Raw genomic sequence first — 17,203 nt, forward strand, 5'->3', positions numbered from 1 at the left:
TACCTTGAAGCTGAATCGTTGGAAATGATGTGTCTTTATTCCTAATGAGTGAGTGCGTCATATGTTTTGAAAAACAATGTTTGATTTGGGAAATGTAGGATGATAGGATGAAAATTTTTGAAATTTTAGAATAATCTATTGTATTCTGGTCAAGAAGTCGGTAAGGTCAAAGTAAGAATATGGAAGGGGTGTTGTTCATGAAACGCATTTCTCTAACTGTTTTGTCCATATGTCTGTTTGTTTTCTCGTTTTTTCTGCCTGTCAGCCAAGTCAATGCGAACGAATCTCATGGGAGTAAAGTAGCTGTTGGTAAAGATGGCATGGTGGCTACTGCTCACCCGCTGGCATCAGAAGTAGGTGCTGATGTATTGAAGAAAGGTGGAAACGCAGTGGATGCTGCTGTTGCCATCCAGTACGCACTGAATGTGACAGAGCCAATGATGTCTGGAATTGGCGGCGGTGGTTTTATGATGGTTTATGATGGAAAGACAAAAGAAACATCCATCATCAATAGTAGAGAACGAGCACCACAGGGCGCAACACCTGACATGTTTTTAACGGATGAGGGAAAAGTCATCCCATTTGCTGAGCGGTCCACACACGGTAATGCGGTTGGTGTTCCAGGGACAGTAAAAGGTCTCGAAGCAGCATTAGATAAGTGGGGAACCCGTTCGATGAAGGAATTGATTGAGCCTTCCATTCAGCTTGCAGAGGATGGATTTGAAATCGATTCTGTTCTGGCAAAAGCCATTGAAGATCATCAAGAAAAGCTGAAAAAAACGGCCGCAGCGCCAATCTTTCTTCCAGATGATCAGCCGCTCAAAGAAGGCGATCTGCTTGTACAGCCAGGTCTTGCGAAAACATTTAAGCTCATTGCAAAAAAAGGAAGCAAAGCATTTTATGAAGGAAAAGTAGCAAAAGCACTTGCAAAGACAGTCCAAGATTTTGGCGGAACGATGACAACTGATGACCTTGGTCGTTATGAGGTCAAGACTGACAAGCCTATCTGGGGGGACTATAAAGGATACCAGCTTGCAAGTATGCCTCCACCAAGCTCAGGCGGTGTGTTTATGCTGCAAATACTCAAAATACTAGATCACTTCAATCTATCACAATATGACCCCAAATCATTCGAAAAATATCAGCTGCTAGCTGAAACAATGCATCTCTCCTATGCTGACCGTGCTGCATATGCAGGCGACCCCGAATTCGTAGATGTTCCACTAAAAGGACTACTAGACGATGATTACATTTCAAAAAGAGCTTCTCTCATTCAATTAGATCAAATGAACAAAAACCCGAAAGAAGGAGATCCATGGGCGTATGAGGAGCAAAAAAATCCATCCCCAATTATCCCGCAGCCAGAAGATAAAACCATTGGCGAGACCACTCATTTTACTGTTGCTGATCAGTGGGGAAATGTCGTGTCATTCACAACAACCATTGAACAGTTATTTGGTACAGGGATTCTTGTTCCGGAATATGGCTTTTTCTTAAACAATGAACTAACAGATTTTGACGCAAGACCAGGCGGAGCAAATGAAGTCCAGCCGAATAAGCGTCCATTATCCAGTATGACCCCGACCATCATATTTAAAGATAACGAGCCGGTCATGACTGTGGGCTCACCTGGAGGAACGACTATTATTGCTTCTGTTTCACAAACCATATTAAACTTGCTTGAATACGACATGGAGCTGCAAGATGCGGTGGAAGAGCCGCGGATTTATACAAACAGTACAACTTCTTACCGTTACGAAGTAGGTGTTCCCCTTGATGTAAGAACGAAGCTAAATGATATGGGTCATCGTTTTGGCAGTTCACCTATTGATATAGGAAATGTGCAAGCCTTGCTCATTGATCGGAAAGCAGGGACATTTACAGGAGTAGCTGACTCCTCGAGAAATGGAACCGCTGTTGGTGTCAATTTAAAGCTTTCTGCCGATTAAAACCATTTCCCGGGAAAAGAAGCGCCTCTTCAAGATGGCGTTTCTTTTTTTGTTTAAATGGAAAAACAGAGTTGACACCTGTGAATAGTTTGAATAATATATAGACTAACATCAATCATACATAGCTGATCGGACAACCGAAGGCTCTTGGCAATTTGAAGTACAGGACTGTGATGTATTTCAGGTGGCTAAGGGTCTTTTTTGCGTATGAAACGGCAAGGTTGGTGTCACTATTTTTGATAACGGGGGAGCGGGATAACATGAAAAAGTGGAAATGGGTCTGGGTCGTGACCATTATATTCGTCTTGGCTGTGACGAGTACTGCATGCTCAAACGCAAACGAAGCCTCGAGCCAAAAAGGAAAGGTTGAGCTGTTAAATGTTTCGTATGATCCTACACGTGAATTGTATCAGGAATACAATCAAGCCTTTCAGACGTATTGGAAAGACAAAACAGGTGAGGATGTCACGATCAAGCAGTCTCATGGTGGATCAGGAAAGCAGGGAAGATCGATTATTGATGGACTCGAGGCAGATGTGGCAACACTGGCTTTAGGGTATGACATTGATGCGATTGCAGATCGCGGACTGCTTTCAAAAGATTGGCAAAAAGAATTTCCAAATCAGTCAACACCGTATACATCGACCATTGTGTTTCTTGTGAAGAAAGGGAATCCTAAAAATATTAAAGATTGGGACGACTTGATTCGGCCAGGTGTGTCCATCATTACGCCAAATCCGAAAACGTCCGGCGGTGCGAGATGGAATTACTTAGCTGCATGGGCCTACGCCGATAAAACATTTCATGGGAATGAAGAAAAAACAAAGGATTTTGTCAAAAAGCTATATGAACATGTCGAAGTCCTTGATTCAGGTGCTCGCGGAGCTACAACGACCTTTGTTGAACGCGGACTTGGGGATGTGTTAATTGCATGGGAAAATGAAGCCTATTTAACGCAGCACGAACTAGGCAAAGACAAATTTGAAATTGTCACCCCATCAATTAGTATTCTAGCAGAGCCGCCTGTTGCGGTCGTTGATCAAAATGTGAAACGTAAAGGAACAGAGAAAGTGGCAAAGGCTTATTTAGATTATTTATATTCTAAAAAAGGGCAGGAAATTGCGGCAAAAAACTATTATCGCCCTAGAAATCAACAAGTCTTAAACAAATATAAAGACCAGTTTAAAAAGATTGATATGGTGACGATTGATCAAGCGTTTGGCGGGTGGAGAAAGGCGCAGAAAAGATTTTTTGATGATGGCGGATTATTTGATCAAATATACAGCGGACAAAAATAGGGGGCGATGTGATGAAGAAAGCACATGCAGCCGCCAATAAAAGAAAACGTATATTGCCTGGATTTGGGCTGAGCCTTGGGGTGACGCTCGTTTATGTGAGTGCGATTGTCGTCATTCCTTTATCCATGGTATTTATTTGGACGGCTTCATTAGGAGCAGAGGGGATTTGGAAGGTTTTTACCGATGCAAGAGTATTGAAGTCGCTTCAGCTGACTGTGACGACTTCCTTTGCAGCTGCTCTCATCAATGCAGGGTTTGGTGTACTAATTGCCTGGGTTCTCGCCAGGTACACATTCCATGGAAAGAAAATCTTAGATGCTCTCATTGATTTGCCTTTTGCTCTCCCAACAGCTGTTGCAGGTATTGCCCTGACCACCCTCTATTCTCCTAATGGATGGATTGGTCAATTTTTGCATATAAAGGTGGCGTACACACCGATTGGGATTATTTTGGCACTGATTTTTATTGGCATTCCATTCGTTATCCGAACCGTTCAGCCAGTGATAGAAGGGCTGCAGCAGGAAGTCGAAGAGGCTGCGGCGATTCTTGGTGCGACAAGGAGACAGACCTTTTTTCACGTACTGCTGCCGGCCCTGTTTCCTGCGGTGATGACTGGATTTTCACTTGCGTTTGCAAGAGCGCTAGGTGAATATGGCTCTGTTGTGTTTATTGCTGGAAATATTCCGTTTAAAACAGAAATTACACCGCTGATGATCATGTCCAAGCTTGAACAATATGATTATCATGGTGCAGCAGCGATTGCATGCTTGATGCTGCTTCTTTCGTTTTTCATCCTGTTATTGATTCACGGCATTCAGTGGTATGTTGAGCGGAAAAAACAAGTATACGTGAGGTGAAACCATTGGAGAGAGAGCTTAGTCATCAGCACCATGTTCAGTATAAAAGTCCTGTAACCGAATCTAAAGGGGTGAAAATCCTCTTGATTACGGTCGTTTATGCTTTTTTGATTTTATTTTTACTCATACCGCTGATCGCCGTTTTTTCAAAAGCATTTGAGAAAGGGTGGAGTTCATACCTTCTGGCCATCTCACATCCAGATACACTCGCGGCGATCAAATTGACTGTTTTCATTGTCGTCGTCACCTTGCCGCTTCAAATGATCTTTGGGGTGAGTGCTGCATGGCTTATCACAAAATTTAATTTCCGCGGAAAACGTTTGTTAACGACTGTGATTGATCTCCCGTTTGCCGTTTCTCCTGTGATTGCTGGACTTGTATTTGTGCTTTTATTTGGTTCAAACGGGCTTTTAGGACCTTGGCTTATGGCGAATGGATGGAAAGTCATTTATTCTGTACCAGGCATGATCCTAGCCACCATATTCGTTACATTTCCGTTTATTGCTAGAGAATTAATCCCGTTTATGCAGCATGAAGGCATTCATGAGGAGGAAGCATCGCTCACACTTGGTGCAAACGGATGGAAGACTTTTTTCTTTGTGACACTGCCGAATATCAAATGGGCTCTTTTTTACGGTGTCATTTTAGCCGGGACAAGAGCGATTGGTGAATTTGGTGCCGTGTCGGTTGTATCAGGTCATATTCGAGGCATGACCAATACGATGCCGCTTCATATCGAAATTTTATACAATGAGTACCAATTTCAAGCCGCTTTTGCTGTGGCGTCTCTCATGGCGTTTGTGGCAGTCATTACTTTAATCATTAAGCAAATCATTCAGCAGAGGGATCACCGGCTTGGCAAGCGCTCAACATAAATGGAGGGATCGGCCTTGGGGATTACAGCAAAACAAATATCAAAACAATTTGGTCAGACAAAGGTTTTGCAAAACGTGGATTTATCGATAAGAAATGGTGAATTAATCTCTTTACTAGGACCGTCTGGCTCTGGGAAAACGACTTTATTAAGAATCATTGCAGGTCTTGATTATGCCAATAACGGACAGATTTTATTTGGAGATCAGGATTACACACACATTCCAGTACGAAAACGGCAGATCGGTTTTGTATTTCAGCAATATGCGCTTTTTCGAAATATGACGGTTTTTGATAATGTGGCATATGGGCTGAAAATGAAACCTAGAGGAGAAAGACTGCCTAAAAAAGACATCAAAGAGCGGGTACATGAGCTTTTAGAGGTTGTTCAGCTTACGCAGTTTGAGCAGCGGTATCCAGATCAGCTGTCAGGCGGGCAAAAGCAGCGTGTGGCACTTGCGCGCGCACTTGCCGTTCAGCCGAAGGCACTCCTCTTAGATGAACCCTTTGGTGCACTTGATACAAAGGTGAGGAAAGAATTAAGGCATTGGCTGAAAAAAGTTCATCGTGACTTTCAAATGACCACCATTTTTGTGACACATGATCAAGAAGAAGCATTCGATATTGCTGATCGTGTTGTGGTGATGAATGAAGGAAGAATCGAAAAAATTGGCACAAAGGAAGAAATGGCAGTGCAGACAGACAATCTATTTGTATCTGAATTTTTAGATATAGGAAGCCACATTTAACATGCAGTATAGAAGAATAGAAGGAAGAGACGCGGTGATGACTGCGTCTTTTTTTTATTTAAATTTCCCTAGGGACATTGACTTATAATTTTGAATATTATAATATCTTTACAAAGGTAACAGTATTGAACATTTTTTAGAATTCACAATTGTAAGCGCTTTATAAAAGGTTATATTCTAAAAATGTTCTTTCTTTTGTTACATGTGTTCATATTTATACCAAATGAAAGGGGTGGTTGTTTGAACAGCTTGTTTGAGTTAGATGAACAACTGATTAAGCTGCAGTTCGAAGCATCTTCGAGAGAGGAGGTGACCACATATTTAGCAGGGCGGTTAGAAGCTGGAGGGTACATTAAATCGAGCTTTTTACCAGCAGTGCTTGAAAGAGAAAAAACATATCCTACAGGCCTTCCACTGGCAGCCTTTGGGGTAGCGATTCCGCATACAGATCCTGAGCATGTGAACAAACCAGCGATTAGTGTAGCTACTTTAAAGGAACCTGTCATTTTTCATAAGATGGGAAGCCCTGATGAAACAGTGCAAGCCAAAATTGTGTTTGTCCTAGCAATCTCTGAGCCTAGCAAACAGCTTGTGATGCTGGAGAAGCTAATGACACTTTTTAGAAAAGAAGAGGTGATGACAAAGCTCTCACACATGACATCTTATGAAGAAGCAGTTGACGTGCTTCAGCAAGAATTAAACCAATAGCCATTCACGAAAATATGTAAGCGCTTTATCTTAAAAATTCAGGAGGTGGATGTATGATTAAGCAAGCCGTCGATTTTATATTAGACCTTGGACCAACTATTATGCTCCCGATTATTATGACGCTTTTCGGTATGATTTTAAGGCAGGGCTTTAAGAAATCCTTCAGGGCCGGTATTACGATCGGAATTGGATTTGTCGGTGTCAATCTTGTCATTAATTTGCTCGTGAGCGGACTTGGACCAGCAGCAAAAGCCATGGTTAATTCCCTTGGGCTAAAGCTCGATATTTTGGATGTTGGATGGCCGATTGGAGCTGCCATATCCTTTGGTACACCCGTTGCCCCGCTCATGATTCCTCTTGTGCTTTTATTAAATGTCATCTTATTGTCCGTAAACTTTACGAAAACGCTGAATGTGGATATTTGGAACTTCTGGCATTTGATTTTCGCAGCCTCTGTTACTTACTATGCTTATCATAATATGTTCTTGGCTCTTGCTGTTGGCTTGATCGTCTCTGCGATCACGCTAAAATTAGCCGATTGGACGGCGCCGACAATCGAACACCATTTCGGATTAAAAGGGGTATCGATGGCTCATGCTGAAACGGTCAACTTTGCACCGCTGATGTATGCGTCAAACCGCGTCATTGATAAGATCCCTGGTTTAAACAAAATTCATGCTGATCCAGAAACATTGAAGAAACGCTTTGGCATTTTTGGTGAACCGCTTGTGATGGGTCTCATACTTGGTATCATTATTGGTCTTCTCGGCGGCTATGATGCAAAAGGTGTGATGACGCTCGGTATTCAAATGGCAGCAGTTCTTGTTTTAATGCCAAGAATGGTTGCGCTATTAATGGAAGGGCTCATTCCAATCTCTGAGGGCGCTCGTTCTTATATTCAAAAGCGTTTCCCAGGGAAAAATGTCTATATTGGTTTAGATACAGCGATTGTGATTGGTCATCCAGCGAATATGGCGGTAGCCCTTTTAATGGTGCCGATTACGATTTTGCTCGCAGTTGTCCTGCCTTACAATGGCATGCTCCCGTTTGCTGACTTATCGGTTCTGCCATTTACAGTTGTCTGGGCAGTAGCAGCCGCTCGTGGAAATATTATTCGCGGTCTTATTAACAGTATTTTTACATTAATGATTGTCTTCTTTATCGCAACGAACCTTGCACCGCTTGCGACAACCATGGGGAAAGCAGTCGGCTTTGATTTCCCAGAAGGGGCAAACATGATTTCAGGTATTGACCTTGGTTCTCACGTTATTCCTTGGATCATGGTGAGACTTCTTGATCCGAGCAACCCTTACTTTATTGCAGCGATTATCTGTGCTTTGGCTTATGCGCTTCTATGGTACTGGGTGCGAAATGATATTAAAAAGCAGTATGCAAAAGAAATGGGCTTAGATCAGAAAGAACAATAAATGAGCTGGAGGGATTCTAATGGCGAAGAAAATATTAGTATCATGCGGAACGGCAGTTGCAACATCAACGGTTGTGGCTAAAAAGGTAGAAGAAACGTTAAAGGAAAAAGGATATGATGTCGTCGTGGAACAGTGTAAGGCATCTGAAGTCCCGCAAAAAGCGGAGGGTGCTGATTTAATTGTGACAACAACGCCTGTGAGTGATACAAAAGGGACACCTGTGATTCAAACATTATCCTTTTTAACTGGATTTGGTATTGAAGATGATATCGAGAAAATCATCGATCATATCAAGTAGAAGACTATTTCAAGGAGGAGCTTTTGCGGCTCCTTCTAGTGATCTGAAAGGAGGAAGTCTCATGCAGCATCATGCTTATAGCCGAACGTCTGCAATGTTGTCTATTTTTCTTCCGGCTGTGCTCATTTCTCTATTTTTTCTCTGGTCTCTTTATACGTTATGGTCAGCAGGACCTGAGCCGTTAGCTGTATTAGGCGTTTATACGCTGCCTATTCTCATACTTTCTAGTATCACGGGACTGAACCAGCCGACAAACGTCATCATTAGTGAAGATCAACTGAAGATAGGGGCTTTTGGCAGATGGCACACATATGCAGTTTCTGATATTAAAGGAAAGCTTTTTTTAAAGCCTTATCCTCATATCGGGAAAGTCTATGTCAGGGTGGGGCCAGCTCGTATATTCGGAGGGCGCTACTGGATATCCAGTGAGATGAGTGAGTACAAGCAGCTTGTTCAAACACTACAGGATTTTGCGAAGGGTGATGAAAAGGAGGATGCTGCTACATGAAATCAGCTGTCTTTTATTCTTCAGAGGACATTCGGTATGAGGAGCGGAACCGGCCAGTCATCGGTGATGATGAAGTTTTGTTAAAGCTGCGAGCCTGCGGCTTATGCGGAACGGATATTTACAAAGCAACGCATGAGACAGTACCTCCTGGGACGGTGTTAGGGCATGAAATCGCTGGTGATATTGTCGAGACCGGCAAGCGTGTGACAAATGTCCAGACGGGAGACAGGGTTTATGTGGCGCATCATGTGCCTTGTTTCACCTGTGACTTTTGTCAAAAGGGGTTTTATACGATGTGTCCGCAGTTTACAGCCACAAATGTAGAGCCGGGCGGGTTTTCAGAATATATCCGTGTACCTGCTTTGCATGTCAAGCACACGATGGGCAAGCTTCCAAAAGACGTATCGTATGAGCAAGGGGCGATGGTAGAACCGGTTGCCTGCTGTCTGCATGGGTTTGAACGAGCTCCTGTTCATCCAGGAGATTCCGTATTGATCCTTGGAGCGGGGCAAATTGGCTGTATTCAATTGCAGCTCGCCAAATATTATTTGGCTGGGAAAGTGATGATAACAGATGTGAATGAGAACAGGCTGCTGCAAGCGAGGAGTTTAGGTGCAGATGTCGCTTTTCATCCAGCAGCTGAGCCGGTTGAAAACCGGGTGATGAAGGAAACAGATGGAAAGGGAGCAGACCTCGTCATTATTTCTGTTGGGAGCAGTGCGCTTTTAAAAGAGGCGTTTCAGGCTGTAGCGCGAGGCGGGACGATTTTGGTGTTTGCTCATTTTCCAAAGGGAGATGTGGCCATTCCTGCTGAACGATTTTTCAATGATGAAGTGAAGGTAGTAGGAGCCTATTCCTCGCATCCATATCATTATCGTGAAGCCCTTGAGCTTTTGAAAGCAAAAGTGGTCAACACTGAAAAGATGGTAACGCATCGTTATCCGTTAAGCCAGCTGCTTCAGGCGATAGAATGTGCGAGGCATCCTGAGGGTGAGAGCGTCAAAATCATGATGTATCCAGATGAATGAGTGTATGAGATTAAAAGAGAAAGAGAAGTTCTTTGGAAAAGGGCTTTGCCTTTCTCTTTTTTTCTGACAAAAGATGAAAACGCTTAAAAATGAGAGAGAAATGCTTGACTTCGATGACACTTAAACGTATGATAATTACAAATGTAACACATAAGAACAAATGTAAAGGGGAGAGAAGAAATGCAAAAACAAATCACTTTGCCTGAACAGATTAGTCATGAGAAATTAGCAGATTTATATAAACAAATGTGGTTAGTGAGATATTTTGATGAAAAGGTCGATCAATTCTTTGCAAAAGGACTTATCCATGGCACCACTCATTTATGTGTTGGACAGGAAGCGTCAGCTGTTGGATCGATTGCCGTATTAGAAGATAAAGATAAGATCGTCAGCACACACAGGGGACACGGTCACTGTATTGCAAAAGGGGCCGAGGTTAATAAAATGATGGCTGAATTGTTTGGACGTGAAACCGGCTATTGTAAAGGAAAAGGCGGCTCCATGCATATTGCGGACTTAGAAAAAGGAAATCTTGGGGCAAATGGAATCGTTGGCGGCGGTATCCCGCTGGCAACAGGTGCAGCGCTCACATCTAAAATGAAGCAGGAAGGCTTTGTTGTTCTTTGTTTCTTCGGAGATGGCGCCACAAATGAAGGCAGCTTCCATGAAGCATTAAACCTTGCGTCTATTTGGGATTTACCAGTTGTGTTTATTTGTGAAAACAACCAGTACGGCATGTCTGGCCCTGTGAAAGAAATGATCAACATTGAAGACATTTCAACAAGAGCAGAAAGCTACGGAATGCCAGGGAAAACGGTTGATGGAAATGACATGGTCGAAATTATGAACACAGTTGATGAAGCAGTCAGCCGTGCGAGAGCGGGAGAAGGCCCATCACTCATTGAAATGAAAACATACCGCTGGAAGGGTCACTCTAAGAGTGATGCGAAAAAATACCGTACACGTGAAGAAGAGACAGAGTGGAGACAAAAAGACGGCATCAAACGCTTTAAGTCTCTCTTGATTGAACTGAATGTTTTGACAGAAGAGCAGGCAGCAAGCCTACAGGAAGAAGCAAAGCAGGAAATTGAAGCGTCTGTCGAATTCGCCAAAAACAGTAAAGAACCGTCAATTGACACACTATTAGAGGATGTATACGCCTAATTAGGAGGGGAATCACGTGACAAAAACAACAGTGAGAGAGATTTCGTATTTAGAAGCCGTTCGAGAGGCAATGAGTCAGGAAATGAGAGAAAACCAAGATGTCTTCATTTTAGGTGAAGATATCGGCGTATATGGAGGTGCTTTTGGTGTCACGCGCGGCATGATTGAAGAATTCGGGCCAGAGCGCGTTCGCAATACACCTATCTCAGAGGCTGCCATCGCAGGTGGGGCAGTCGGAGCGGCTTTAACTGGTATGCGTCCGATTTTAGAACTTCAATTCTCTGACTTTATCACAATCGCAATGGATCAGCTTGTGAACCAAGCAGCCAAAACACGATACATGTTTGGCGGAAAAGGAAAGGTGCCGCTTGTCGTAAGAACACCAGCAGGATCAGGAACGGGTGCAGCGGCGCAGCACTCCCAAAGCTTAGAAGCGTGGATGGCGCATATTCCAGGACTTAAAGTGGTTCAGCCTTCAACAGCCTATGATGCAAAAGGACTTTTAAAAGCGGCGATGGATGATGACAACCCTGTCATTTTCTACGAGCACAAGCTTTTATATAAAACAATCGGTGAAGTGCCTGAAGAGCAATATTCCATTCCTCTAGGGAAAGCAGATGTGAAAAGAAGCGGGAAAGACGTCACGATTGTAGCAACAGCGATAATGGTACACAAAGCGTTAGAAGCGGCGAAGGAACTAGAAGCTGAGGGAATCGATGTTGAAATCATTGACCCAAGAACACTCGTCCCATTAGATGAAGAAACGATTATCGAATCTGTGAAGAAAACAGGTAAATGCATCGTCGTTCATGAAGCGGTAAAACGAGGCGGCTATGGCGGAGAGATTGCAAGTATGATTGCGGAAAGTGAAGCCTTTGACTACTTAGATGCTCCAATTAAACGACTTGGCGGTCTTGCGGTCCCAATACCATACAACCCGACGCTGGAAAAAGCGGTCATTCCACAAGTGCCAGATATTATTGAAGCAGCAAAAGAGCTTGTGCGCTCTTAAGTAAAGGGGAGAAGATCATGCCAAAAGAGATATTTATGCCGAAGCTGAGCAGTACGATGGAAGTCGGCACCTTGCTTCAATGGTTTAAAGAAGAAGGAGATTCAGTTGAAATCGGTGAGCCTCTTTTTGAAATTATGACAGACAAGATCAATATTGAGGTGGAAGCCTATGATGATGGTATTTTTCTAAAGAAATATTATGAAGCCGATGATCAAATTCCAGTTAATGCTGTCATTGGATACATCGGTGAGGCAAATGAACAGGTGCCAAGCGAACCGCCAGCACAATCAGATGAAGAATCACCAGACAGCAGCGAATCGTCTTCATCAGAAGCGGCTTCATCCAGTTCTACTGAAGCCCCCAAAACACCTAATGAAAAAGTACGTGCCACACCTGCGGCGAGAAAAACGGCAAAGGATCATCATGTAGCGATTCATGAGGTATCTGGCACAGGACCTAAAGGCAGAGTTCAAAAGCGTGACGTCGAGGCGGCCGTCCACTCTAGTGAGAAAGATCAGCGCGTGTCACCGCTTGCAGAAAAAGTGGCTGCTCGTGAAGGAATCAATTTAGCGAATGTTGCTGGATCTGGTGCACACGGAAAAATTATGAAGAGTGATGTAACGGCAGCAGCTGCACAAACAGCAGAGTCTTCTCCAGCGAAAACACAAAAACTAGCTGGCATGAGAAAAGTGATTGCTGACCGCATGTCACAAAGTGCCTTTACAGCACCGCACGTGACATTAACAAGTGAAATCGATATGACAAAAGCGAAAGAAGTACGCAAACAGCTATTGCCAGCGATTGAAAAAGAGACAGGCTACAGACTGTCGTTCACAGAAATTATCATTCATGCGGTCAGCAACGTACTCACACGCCACCCGCATATCAATATGACGTTTGAACAAAATGAGCTCCATTTCCATGATGATGTGCACATTGGTCTCGCTGTCGCTGTAAAAGATGGCTTAATGGTTCCAGTCATTTCTCATGCGAACCAAAAAGGGTTAAAACAGCTGACAAAAGAGGCGAAAGAAATCGGCCGAAACGCACGTGACCAAAAACTGCTGCCAGACCAGCTGAAAGGGTCCACTTTTACCATTAGTAACTTAGGGATGTATGCCATTGATACCTTTACCCCGATTATTAATCAGCCGGAAGTGGCGATCTTAGGGGTTGGGCGCATTCAAGAAAAACCTGTTGTAGTAGATGGAGAAATTCAGGTGCGGCCGATGATGGGCGTTAGTTTATCGTTTGATCACCGAGTGGTAGATGGCGCACCAGCGGCTGCCTTTTTAACAGATCTTAAAAAAGTGCTTGAACAACCATTTGAATTGCTAATGTAGGAGATGAATCGGATGACGAAAACGTATGATCTGACAGTCATTGGCGGAGGGCCTGGCGGGTATACTGCCGCCCTTCAAGCAGCTGAGCGTGGACGGAAGGTCGCATTGATTGAAGAGGATTTTCTAGGCGGTACTTGTTTAAATCGGGGCTGTATTCCTTCAAAGACGCTGCTCAAACATGCAGAAGTCATTGAATCAATTGAGAAGGCGAAAAGCTGGGGAATTGAAACAGGTGATTTGATCCTTTCCTTCGATAAAATGAGAAAGCGCAAAGATGACGTCATTGAAAAGCTCAGAGGCGGAATTGCCTTTTTATTAAAGCAAGGAAAGATTGATGTATATAACGGCAGAGGTACAGCTGTTACAAAGCACCGGATTGAGATTGAAAAGCAAGATGGGGCAGAATCGATCGAAACGAAAGAACTCATCATTGCTACTGGATCTTCACCTGCCATTCCGCCAATACCGGGCCTTAAAGACATTCAATTTGACACAAGTGATACAATCTTTGACATTCCAGATATTCCGGCTTCTGTCGTCATTATTGGCGGCGGTGTCATTGGACTTGAGCTGGCTTGTATCTTCCAGAGTCTTCAATCAAAAGTCACGATTATCGAAGCGGCTCCGTCTATTATTCCGCAAGAGGATGAGGAAGCATCTAAGCTGCTAGAAAGAGAATTAAAGAAAAAAGGCATCCATATCGCGAAAAAAACCACTGTGACAGAGGTGACGGAAAGCGAAGGAATCAAAGCGGTTCATGCATCAGACGATAAAGGAGAGACGCATATCTTTACGGCTGAAAGACTGCTTGTTTGTGTAGGAAGAAGACCTAGCGTTTCTGCTGTCAGCCAGCTTGACCTTCAGTTGGATGGTCCTTTTATCAAGGTGAACGACAAGATGCAGACAAGCGTGGAAGGTGTCTATGCAGTTGGGGATGTCGCTGGCGGCTATCAGCTTGCTCACGCAGCGATGGCAGAGGCCGCTGTTGCGGTCAGTAATATTTGCGGTGTGTCTGAAAAAATAAATGCTGATATCATGCCTAGATGTATTTATACATTACCAGAGGTAGCAAGTGTTGGTCTAACTGAAAAAGAGGCAAAAGCCAAAGGACTTAACGTGCGGGCAGAACGATTTGATTTAGCAGCAAGTGGTAAAGCACTAGCGGCAGGCGAGCAAACAGGTTTTATTAAATTGGTATACGATACAGCCTATGGTGAAGTGATTGGTGCGACGATGGTTGGCCCGCACGTCACAGAGATGATTTCAGAAGCTTCCTCCTTTATGTATTTAGAAGGAACAGCAGAAGAGATGGCGAAAATGATTCATCCGCATCCGACCATCTCAGAAGGTTTTTACGAAGCAGCACTTGATATCGTGAGTAAGCTGAGAAAATAAATGCCAAACAAGGGAAAGGGAGGAGATGCATGTGCACGTCCAGCTTCATCAGAAAGCGGCACTTGTGACAGGTAGCACAGATGGATTTGGAGAAGCCATCTGCCTGGCTTTAGCCCGGGCAGGTGCACATGTTTTTTTACACACGTTTCATGATGAATCAAAGGCTAAAACCATTCGTGAAGACATTCAAAAAATGGGCGGTCAAGCGAGTATCATTCAGAACCCGCTGGAAACGCCGCGTGATGCCACACGGATGCTGAGGCAAGTGATTGATACATGCGGTAAACTGGATATTTTGGTCAATCAAGCTGAACAAGGAGCGGACGCGGAGCTTGATGACGTGAGCCCAGATGAGTGGGTGGATGAAGTGGAATCGGCTGTGAATACCGTCTTTCTTTCCAGTCAGGCTGCCGTATGGCATATGGTTGATCAGAAGCAAGGCTGCATCATTAATATATCGTCATCAGGCAGTATCACAGGGGATGGCGGGATCTCACATGCTACATCAAATTCTATGCTGAATGCCATGACAAAAGGGTTAGCGAGAGAATTTAAGGACAAAGGTATCCGGGTGCTTGCGCTGCTGCCGCCGCCTCTCGATTTGGTTCCTGATACAGAGCAAATCAAGGAGACTGTGGCCCATATGACGGTGTTTCTCAGTACATCCTATGGTGCATTTACAGATGGCGCGGCGATTATGCTTGATGGGGGTGAGAGTGCTGGCTAATGTTCAAAAACCAGTTCTCATCGTTGGCGGAGCCCAAGGGATCGGAAAAGAAATTGCTGAGCGGTTTTTAAAAGAAGGGCACCAAGTCGCCGTGTCAGATATAGACGAAAAGGGACTTTCGCTCTTAAAGACACAGTATCCTCAGCTACTGATATTTCAAGCTGACGTTTCATCGTGGGAAAGTGTTCAGCAAATGATATCAGCAGCTGAAAGGGAGCTGGGCGGTATTGCTCACCTTGTGTATTCAGCAGGAATGACAAAATCACTGCCTTTTTTAGAAGTCGATTTTTCACTTTGGAAAAAGACACTGGCTGTGAACTTATATGGTCTTTACTATTGCATCAAAGCGTTGGCACCCTATATGTGTGAGCGGCAGGAAGGCAGTGTTGTCATTATTGGATCGGGATCGGCAATCACCGGATCAGGCGGCGGTATTCAATATTATGCATCAAAAGCAGGGGCTTTTGGATTGATGCGTTCGCTCGTAAAAGAACTAGGCTCGCATCATATACGCATCAATGTGATTGCCCCCCGCGTCATTGAATCTCAAATGCTTGATACGCTCTATCCTACTGTAGAGGAGAAACGGCAGCTGCAATCACTTATTCCCATCGGAAGATTAGGAAAGCCTGAGGATATTGCAGGACTCACTTTATTTCTCACACGTGGCGAGGGGAGTTATTTGCACGGACAAATTATCCTGTTAGACGGAGGGAGAACGTATCAGCCGAAATATACTGAGGGAAAAAGAGCGGAGAGTTAATCGCTCTTTTTGTCATTTTCATAACAATTGTTCCAATTGGAAACGAATGTTTGGTATACTGGTAATCATAGTATATTAAAAGGATGATGTCACATGCTGAATTGGGAAGAAAGACGACAGCTCGTCAAAGTTGCTCATCTTTATTATACAGACGGGTGGACGCAGCAGGAAATTGCAAAAAAGCTCAATGTCTCAAGACCAGTCATTTCAAAGCTCTTACAAAAAGCAAAAGATGTGGGAATCGTTGAAGTGTACATTAAAGACGAAAGCATTCATACGGTGGAACTTGAAAAGCAGCTAGAAACAACCTTTCAATTAACAGATGCGGTCGTTGTTCCAAGTGTCGGGACAATGTCTGAGATGGTGAAGCGGGCAGTCGGTCAAGCAGGCGCCTATTATTTGTCTAAAAACATGAAAGATGCGGAGAAAATCGGTATTTCATGGGGCACGACGCTTGCTGAGCTTGTCAAAGAATATCCTTTTGAACGAAGAAATGATGTGAAGGTCATTCCTTTAGAAGGCGGAATGGGCAGGCAGGCGGTCGACATTCATGCCAATCAGCTGGCATATGAGCTGGCAAAGAAAATGAACGGCACGTGTTCCTATTTATATGCCCCTGCGATTTTAGAAACAGAAGAATTAAAAGAACGGCTTATGGCGATGCAGGACATAGAAGCTGTGCTTGAAGAAGGCAGAAATGTGGATATTGCCCTCATCGGTATTGGCAACCCGCATAAAGGGTCAACTTTAAAAACAGTCGGTTATTTAAAAGAAGAGGACTTATCTGGTTTAAGGCAATCAGGGGCTGTCGGTGATATTGGCTTTCGTTTCTTTGATGGAGAAGGAAAACCTGTCCAAGATGAACTGAATCAGAAGGTCATTGGCTTATCGCTGGAACAATTAAAGAGCGTCAAAACGGTCATCGCTGTTGTAGAAGGCACCCATAAAGCTGAGAGCATTTTAGGGGCTTTAAATGGCGGCTTCATCCAAGTACTGGTGACAGACGAACTAACGGCGGCAGCCATTTTAAAGGAAGCATCCGTTCAATAAAAGACTGGCAGCGTTCGAATGATATAACAAGAGCAACATCAAACGAGAAAGGAG

At 43.9% G+C, this 17,203-nt stretch carries 17 protein-coding genes; all 17 read left to right on the top strand.

What is annotated here, in order from left to right; all coding sequences use genetic code 11:
• The first annotated feature begins 197 nt into the window (after positions 1 to 197).
• The 17 genes from ggt to NSU11_RS06270 all read left to right on the top strand — a co-directional run bounded on the left by ggt (position 198) and on the right by NSU11_RS06270 (position 17,149).
• Positions 198 to 1,949 carry a gamma-glutamyltransferase gene (gene ggt / locus NSU11_RS06190; RefSeq protein WP_029706783.1) on the top strand — a complete coding sequence of 584 codons (1,752 nt, stop codon included), beginning with the start codon at positions 198 to 200 and terminating at the stop codon, positions 1,947 to 1,949.
• A gap of 260 nt (positions 1,950 to 2,209) precedes the next feature.
• Positions 2,210 to 3,247 (top strand): sulfate ABC transporter substrate-binding protein, encoded by a 1,038-nt coding sequence (locus tag NSU11_RS06195; RefSeq protein ID WP_342493856.1) that lies wholly within the window; start codon positions 2,210 to 2,212, stop codon positions 3,245 to 3,247.
• A gap of 11 nt (positions 3,248 to 3,258) precedes the next feature.
• On the top strand, positions 3,259 to 4,104 hold the full coding sequence (gene cysT / locus NSU11_RS06200; protein ID WP_024424955.1) for a sulfate ABC transporter permease subunit CysT: 846 nt from the start codon (positions 3,259 to 3,261) through the stop codon (positions 4,102 to 4,104).
• A gap of 5 nt (positions 4,105 to 4,109) precedes the next feature.
• Entirely contained in the window at positions 4,110 to 4,979 is an 870-nt protein-coding gene (gene cysW / locus NSU11_RS06205) for a sulfate ABC transporter permease subunit CysW (protein WP_024424954.1), read from the top strand.
• 15 nt (positions 4,980 to 4,994) lie between these two features.
• Complete coding sequence (cysA, locus tag NSU11_RS06210) at positions 4,995 to 5,726, top strand: sulfate ABC transporter ATP-binding protein (RefSeq protein WP_024424953.1); 732 nt, start codon at positions 4,995 to 4,997, stop codon at positions 5,724 to 5,726.
• A 240-nt stretch (positions 5,727 to 5,966) separates the two neighbouring features.
• Entirely contained in the window at positions 5,967 to 6,434 is a 468-nt protein-coding gene (locus NSU11_RS06215; RefSeq protein WP_024424952.1) for a PTS sugar transporter subunit IIA, read from the top strand.
• Between the two features lie 53 nt (positions 6,435 to 6,487).
• Complete coding sequence (locus tag NSU11_RS06220; protein WP_025093457.1) at positions 6,488 to 7,861, top strand: PTS transporter subunit IIC; 1,374 nt, start codon at positions 6,488 to 6,490, stop codon at positions 7,859 to 7,861.
• A gap of 19 nt (positions 7,862 to 7,880) precedes the next feature.
• Positions 7,881 to 8,159, top strand: coding sequence for a PTS sugar transporter subunit IIB (locus tag NSU11_RS06225; protein WP_003212259.1), 279 nt, complete (start codon positions 7,881 to 7,883; stop codon positions 8,157 to 8,159).
• Positions 8,160 to 8,220: 61 nt separating this feature from the next.
• Entirely contained in the window at positions 8,221 to 8,667 is a 447-nt protein-coding gene (locus NSU11_RS06230; RefSeq protein ID WP_024424951.1) for a hypothetical protein, read from the top strand.
• The gene (locus tag NSU11_RS06235) at positions 8,664 to 9,695 is read left to right on the top strand and encodes an alcohol dehydrogenase catalytic domain-containing protein (RefSeq protein WP_311165241.1); all 1,032 of its coding nucleotides are present in this window, start codon (positions 8,664 to 8,666) and stop codon (positions 9,693 to 9,695) included. Before NSU11_RS06230 ends, NSU11_RS06235 begins: the two co-directional genes overlap by 4 nt.
• 180 nt (positions 9,696 to 9,875) lie before the next feature.
• The gene (pdhA, locus tag NSU11_RS06240; protein WP_024424949.1) at positions 9,876 to 10,859 is read left to right on the top strand and encodes a pyruvate dehydrogenase (acetyl-transferring) E1 component subunit alpha; all 984 of its coding nucleotides are present in this window, start codon (positions 9,876 to 9,878) and stop codon (positions 10,857 to 10,859) included.
• Positions 10,860 to 10,890: 31 nt separating this feature from the next.
• Positions 10,891 to 11,871 (top strand): alpha-ketoacid dehydrogenase subunit beta, encoded by a 981-nt coding sequence (locus NSU11_RS06245; protein WP_034281944.1) that lies wholly within the window; start codon positions 10,891 to 10,893, stop codon positions 11,869 to 11,871.
• A 17-nt stretch (positions 11,872 to 11,888) separates the two neighbouring features.
• Positions 11,889 to 13,214 carry a dihydrolipoamide acetyltransferase family protein gene (locus NSU11_RS06250; protein WP_224426333.1) on the top strand — a complete coding sequence of 442 codons (1,326 nt, stop codon included), beginning with the start codon at positions 11,889 to 11,891 and terminating at the stop codon, positions 13,212 to 13,214.
• A 12-nt stretch (positions 13,215 to 13,226) separates the two neighbouring features.
• Positions 13,227 to 14,609, top strand: a complete 1,383-nt coding sequence (lpdA, locus tag NSU11_RS06255) for a dihydrolipoyl dehydrogenase (protein ID WP_311165242.1) — start codon at positions 13,227 to 13,229, stop codon at positions 14,607 to 14,609.
• Positions 14,610 to 14,634: 25 nt separating this feature from the next.
• Positions 14,635 to 15,336: an SDR family NAD(P)-dependent oxidoreductase gene (locus NSU11_RS06260; RefSeq protein ID WP_175579094.1), complete on the top strand. Its 702-nt coding sequence runs from the start codon at positions 14,635 to 14,637 to the stop codon at positions 15,334 to 15,336.
• The gene (locus NSU11_RS06265) at positions 15,314 to 16,099 is read left to right on the top strand and encodes an SDR family oxidoreductase (RefSeq protein ID WP_025093463.1); all 786 of its coding nucleotides are present in this window, start codon (positions 15,314 to 15,316) and stop codon (positions 16,097 to 16,099) included. The genes NSU11_RS06260 and NSU11_RS06265 overlap by 23 nt, the downstream gene beginning before the upstream one ends.
• A 93-nt stretch (positions 16,100 to 16,192) precedes the next feature.
• The gene (locus tag NSU11_RS06270; protein WP_024426787.1) at positions 16,193 to 17,149 is read left to right on the top strand and encodes a sugar-binding transcriptional regulator; all 957 of its coding nucleotides are present in this window, start codon (positions 16,193 to 16,195) and stop codon (positions 17,147 to 17,149) included.
• Positions 17,150 to 17,203: the final 54 nt, after the last annotated feature.

The sequence above is a fragment of the Bacillus sp. FSL R5-0712 genome (assembly GCF_038593285.1).
GTDB classification, from domain to species: Bacteria; Bacillota; Bacilli; order Bacillales; family Bacillaceae; genus Bacillus; species Bacillus safensis.

What these genes read in the sequence shown, in the direction of transcription:
- NSU11_RS06220 (WP_025093457.1), top strand. Translation starts at nt 6,488, where the DNA reads ATGATTAAGCAAGCCGTCGATTTTATATTAGACCTTGGACCAACTATT.
- NSU11_RS06230 (WP_024424951.1), top strand. Translation starts at nt 8,221, where the DNA reads ATGCAGCATCATGCTTATAGCCGAACGTCTGCAATGTTGTCTATTTTT.
- cysT (WP_024424955.1), top strand. Translation starts at nt 3,259, where the DNA reads ATGAAGAAAGCACATGCAGCCGCCAATAAAAGAAAACGTATATTGCCT.
- lpdA (WP_311165242.1), top strand. Translation starts at nt 13,227, where the DNA reads ATGACGAAAACGTATGATCTGACAGTCATTGGCGGAGGGCCTGGCGGG.
- pdhA (WP_024424949.1), top strand. Translation starts at nt 9,876, where the DNA reads ATGCAAAAACAAATCACTTTGCCTGAACAGATTAGTCATGAGAAATTA.
- NSU11_RS06270 (WP_024426787.1), top strand. Translation starts at nt 16,193, where the DNA reads ATGCTGAATTGGGAAGAAAGACGACAGCTCGTCAAAGTTGCTCATCTT.
- ggt (WP_029706783.1), top strand. Translation starts at nt 198, where the DNA reads ATGAAACGCATTTCTCTAACTGTTTTGTCCATATGTCTGTTTGTTTTC.
- NSU11_RS06225 (WP_003212259.1), top strand. Translation starts at nt 7,881, where the DNA reads ATGGCGAAGAAAATATTAGTATCATGCGGAACGGCAGTTGCAACATCA.
- NSU11_RS06250 (WP_224426333.1), top strand. Translation starts at nt 11,889, where the DNA reads ATGCCAAAAGAGATATTTATGCCGAAGCTGAGCAGTACGATGGAAGTC.
- NSU11_RS06195 (WP_342493856.1), top strand. Translation starts at nt 2,210, where the DNA reads ATGAAAAAGTGGAAATGGGTCTGGGTCGTGACCATTATATTCGTCTTG.
- NSU11_RS06235 (WP_311165241.1), top strand. Translation starts at nt 8,664, where the DNA reads ATGAAATCAGCTGTCTTTTATTCTTCAGAGGACATTCGGTATGAGGAG.
- NSU11_RS06265 (WP_025093463.1), top strand. Translation starts at nt 15,314, where the DNA reads ATGGGGGTGAGAGTGCTGGCTAATGTTCAAAAACCAGTTCTCATCGTT.
- NSU11_RS06260 (WP_175579094.1), top strand. Translation starts at nt 14,635, where the DNA reads ATGCATGTGCACGTCCAGCTTCATCAGAAAGCGGCACTTGTGACAGGT.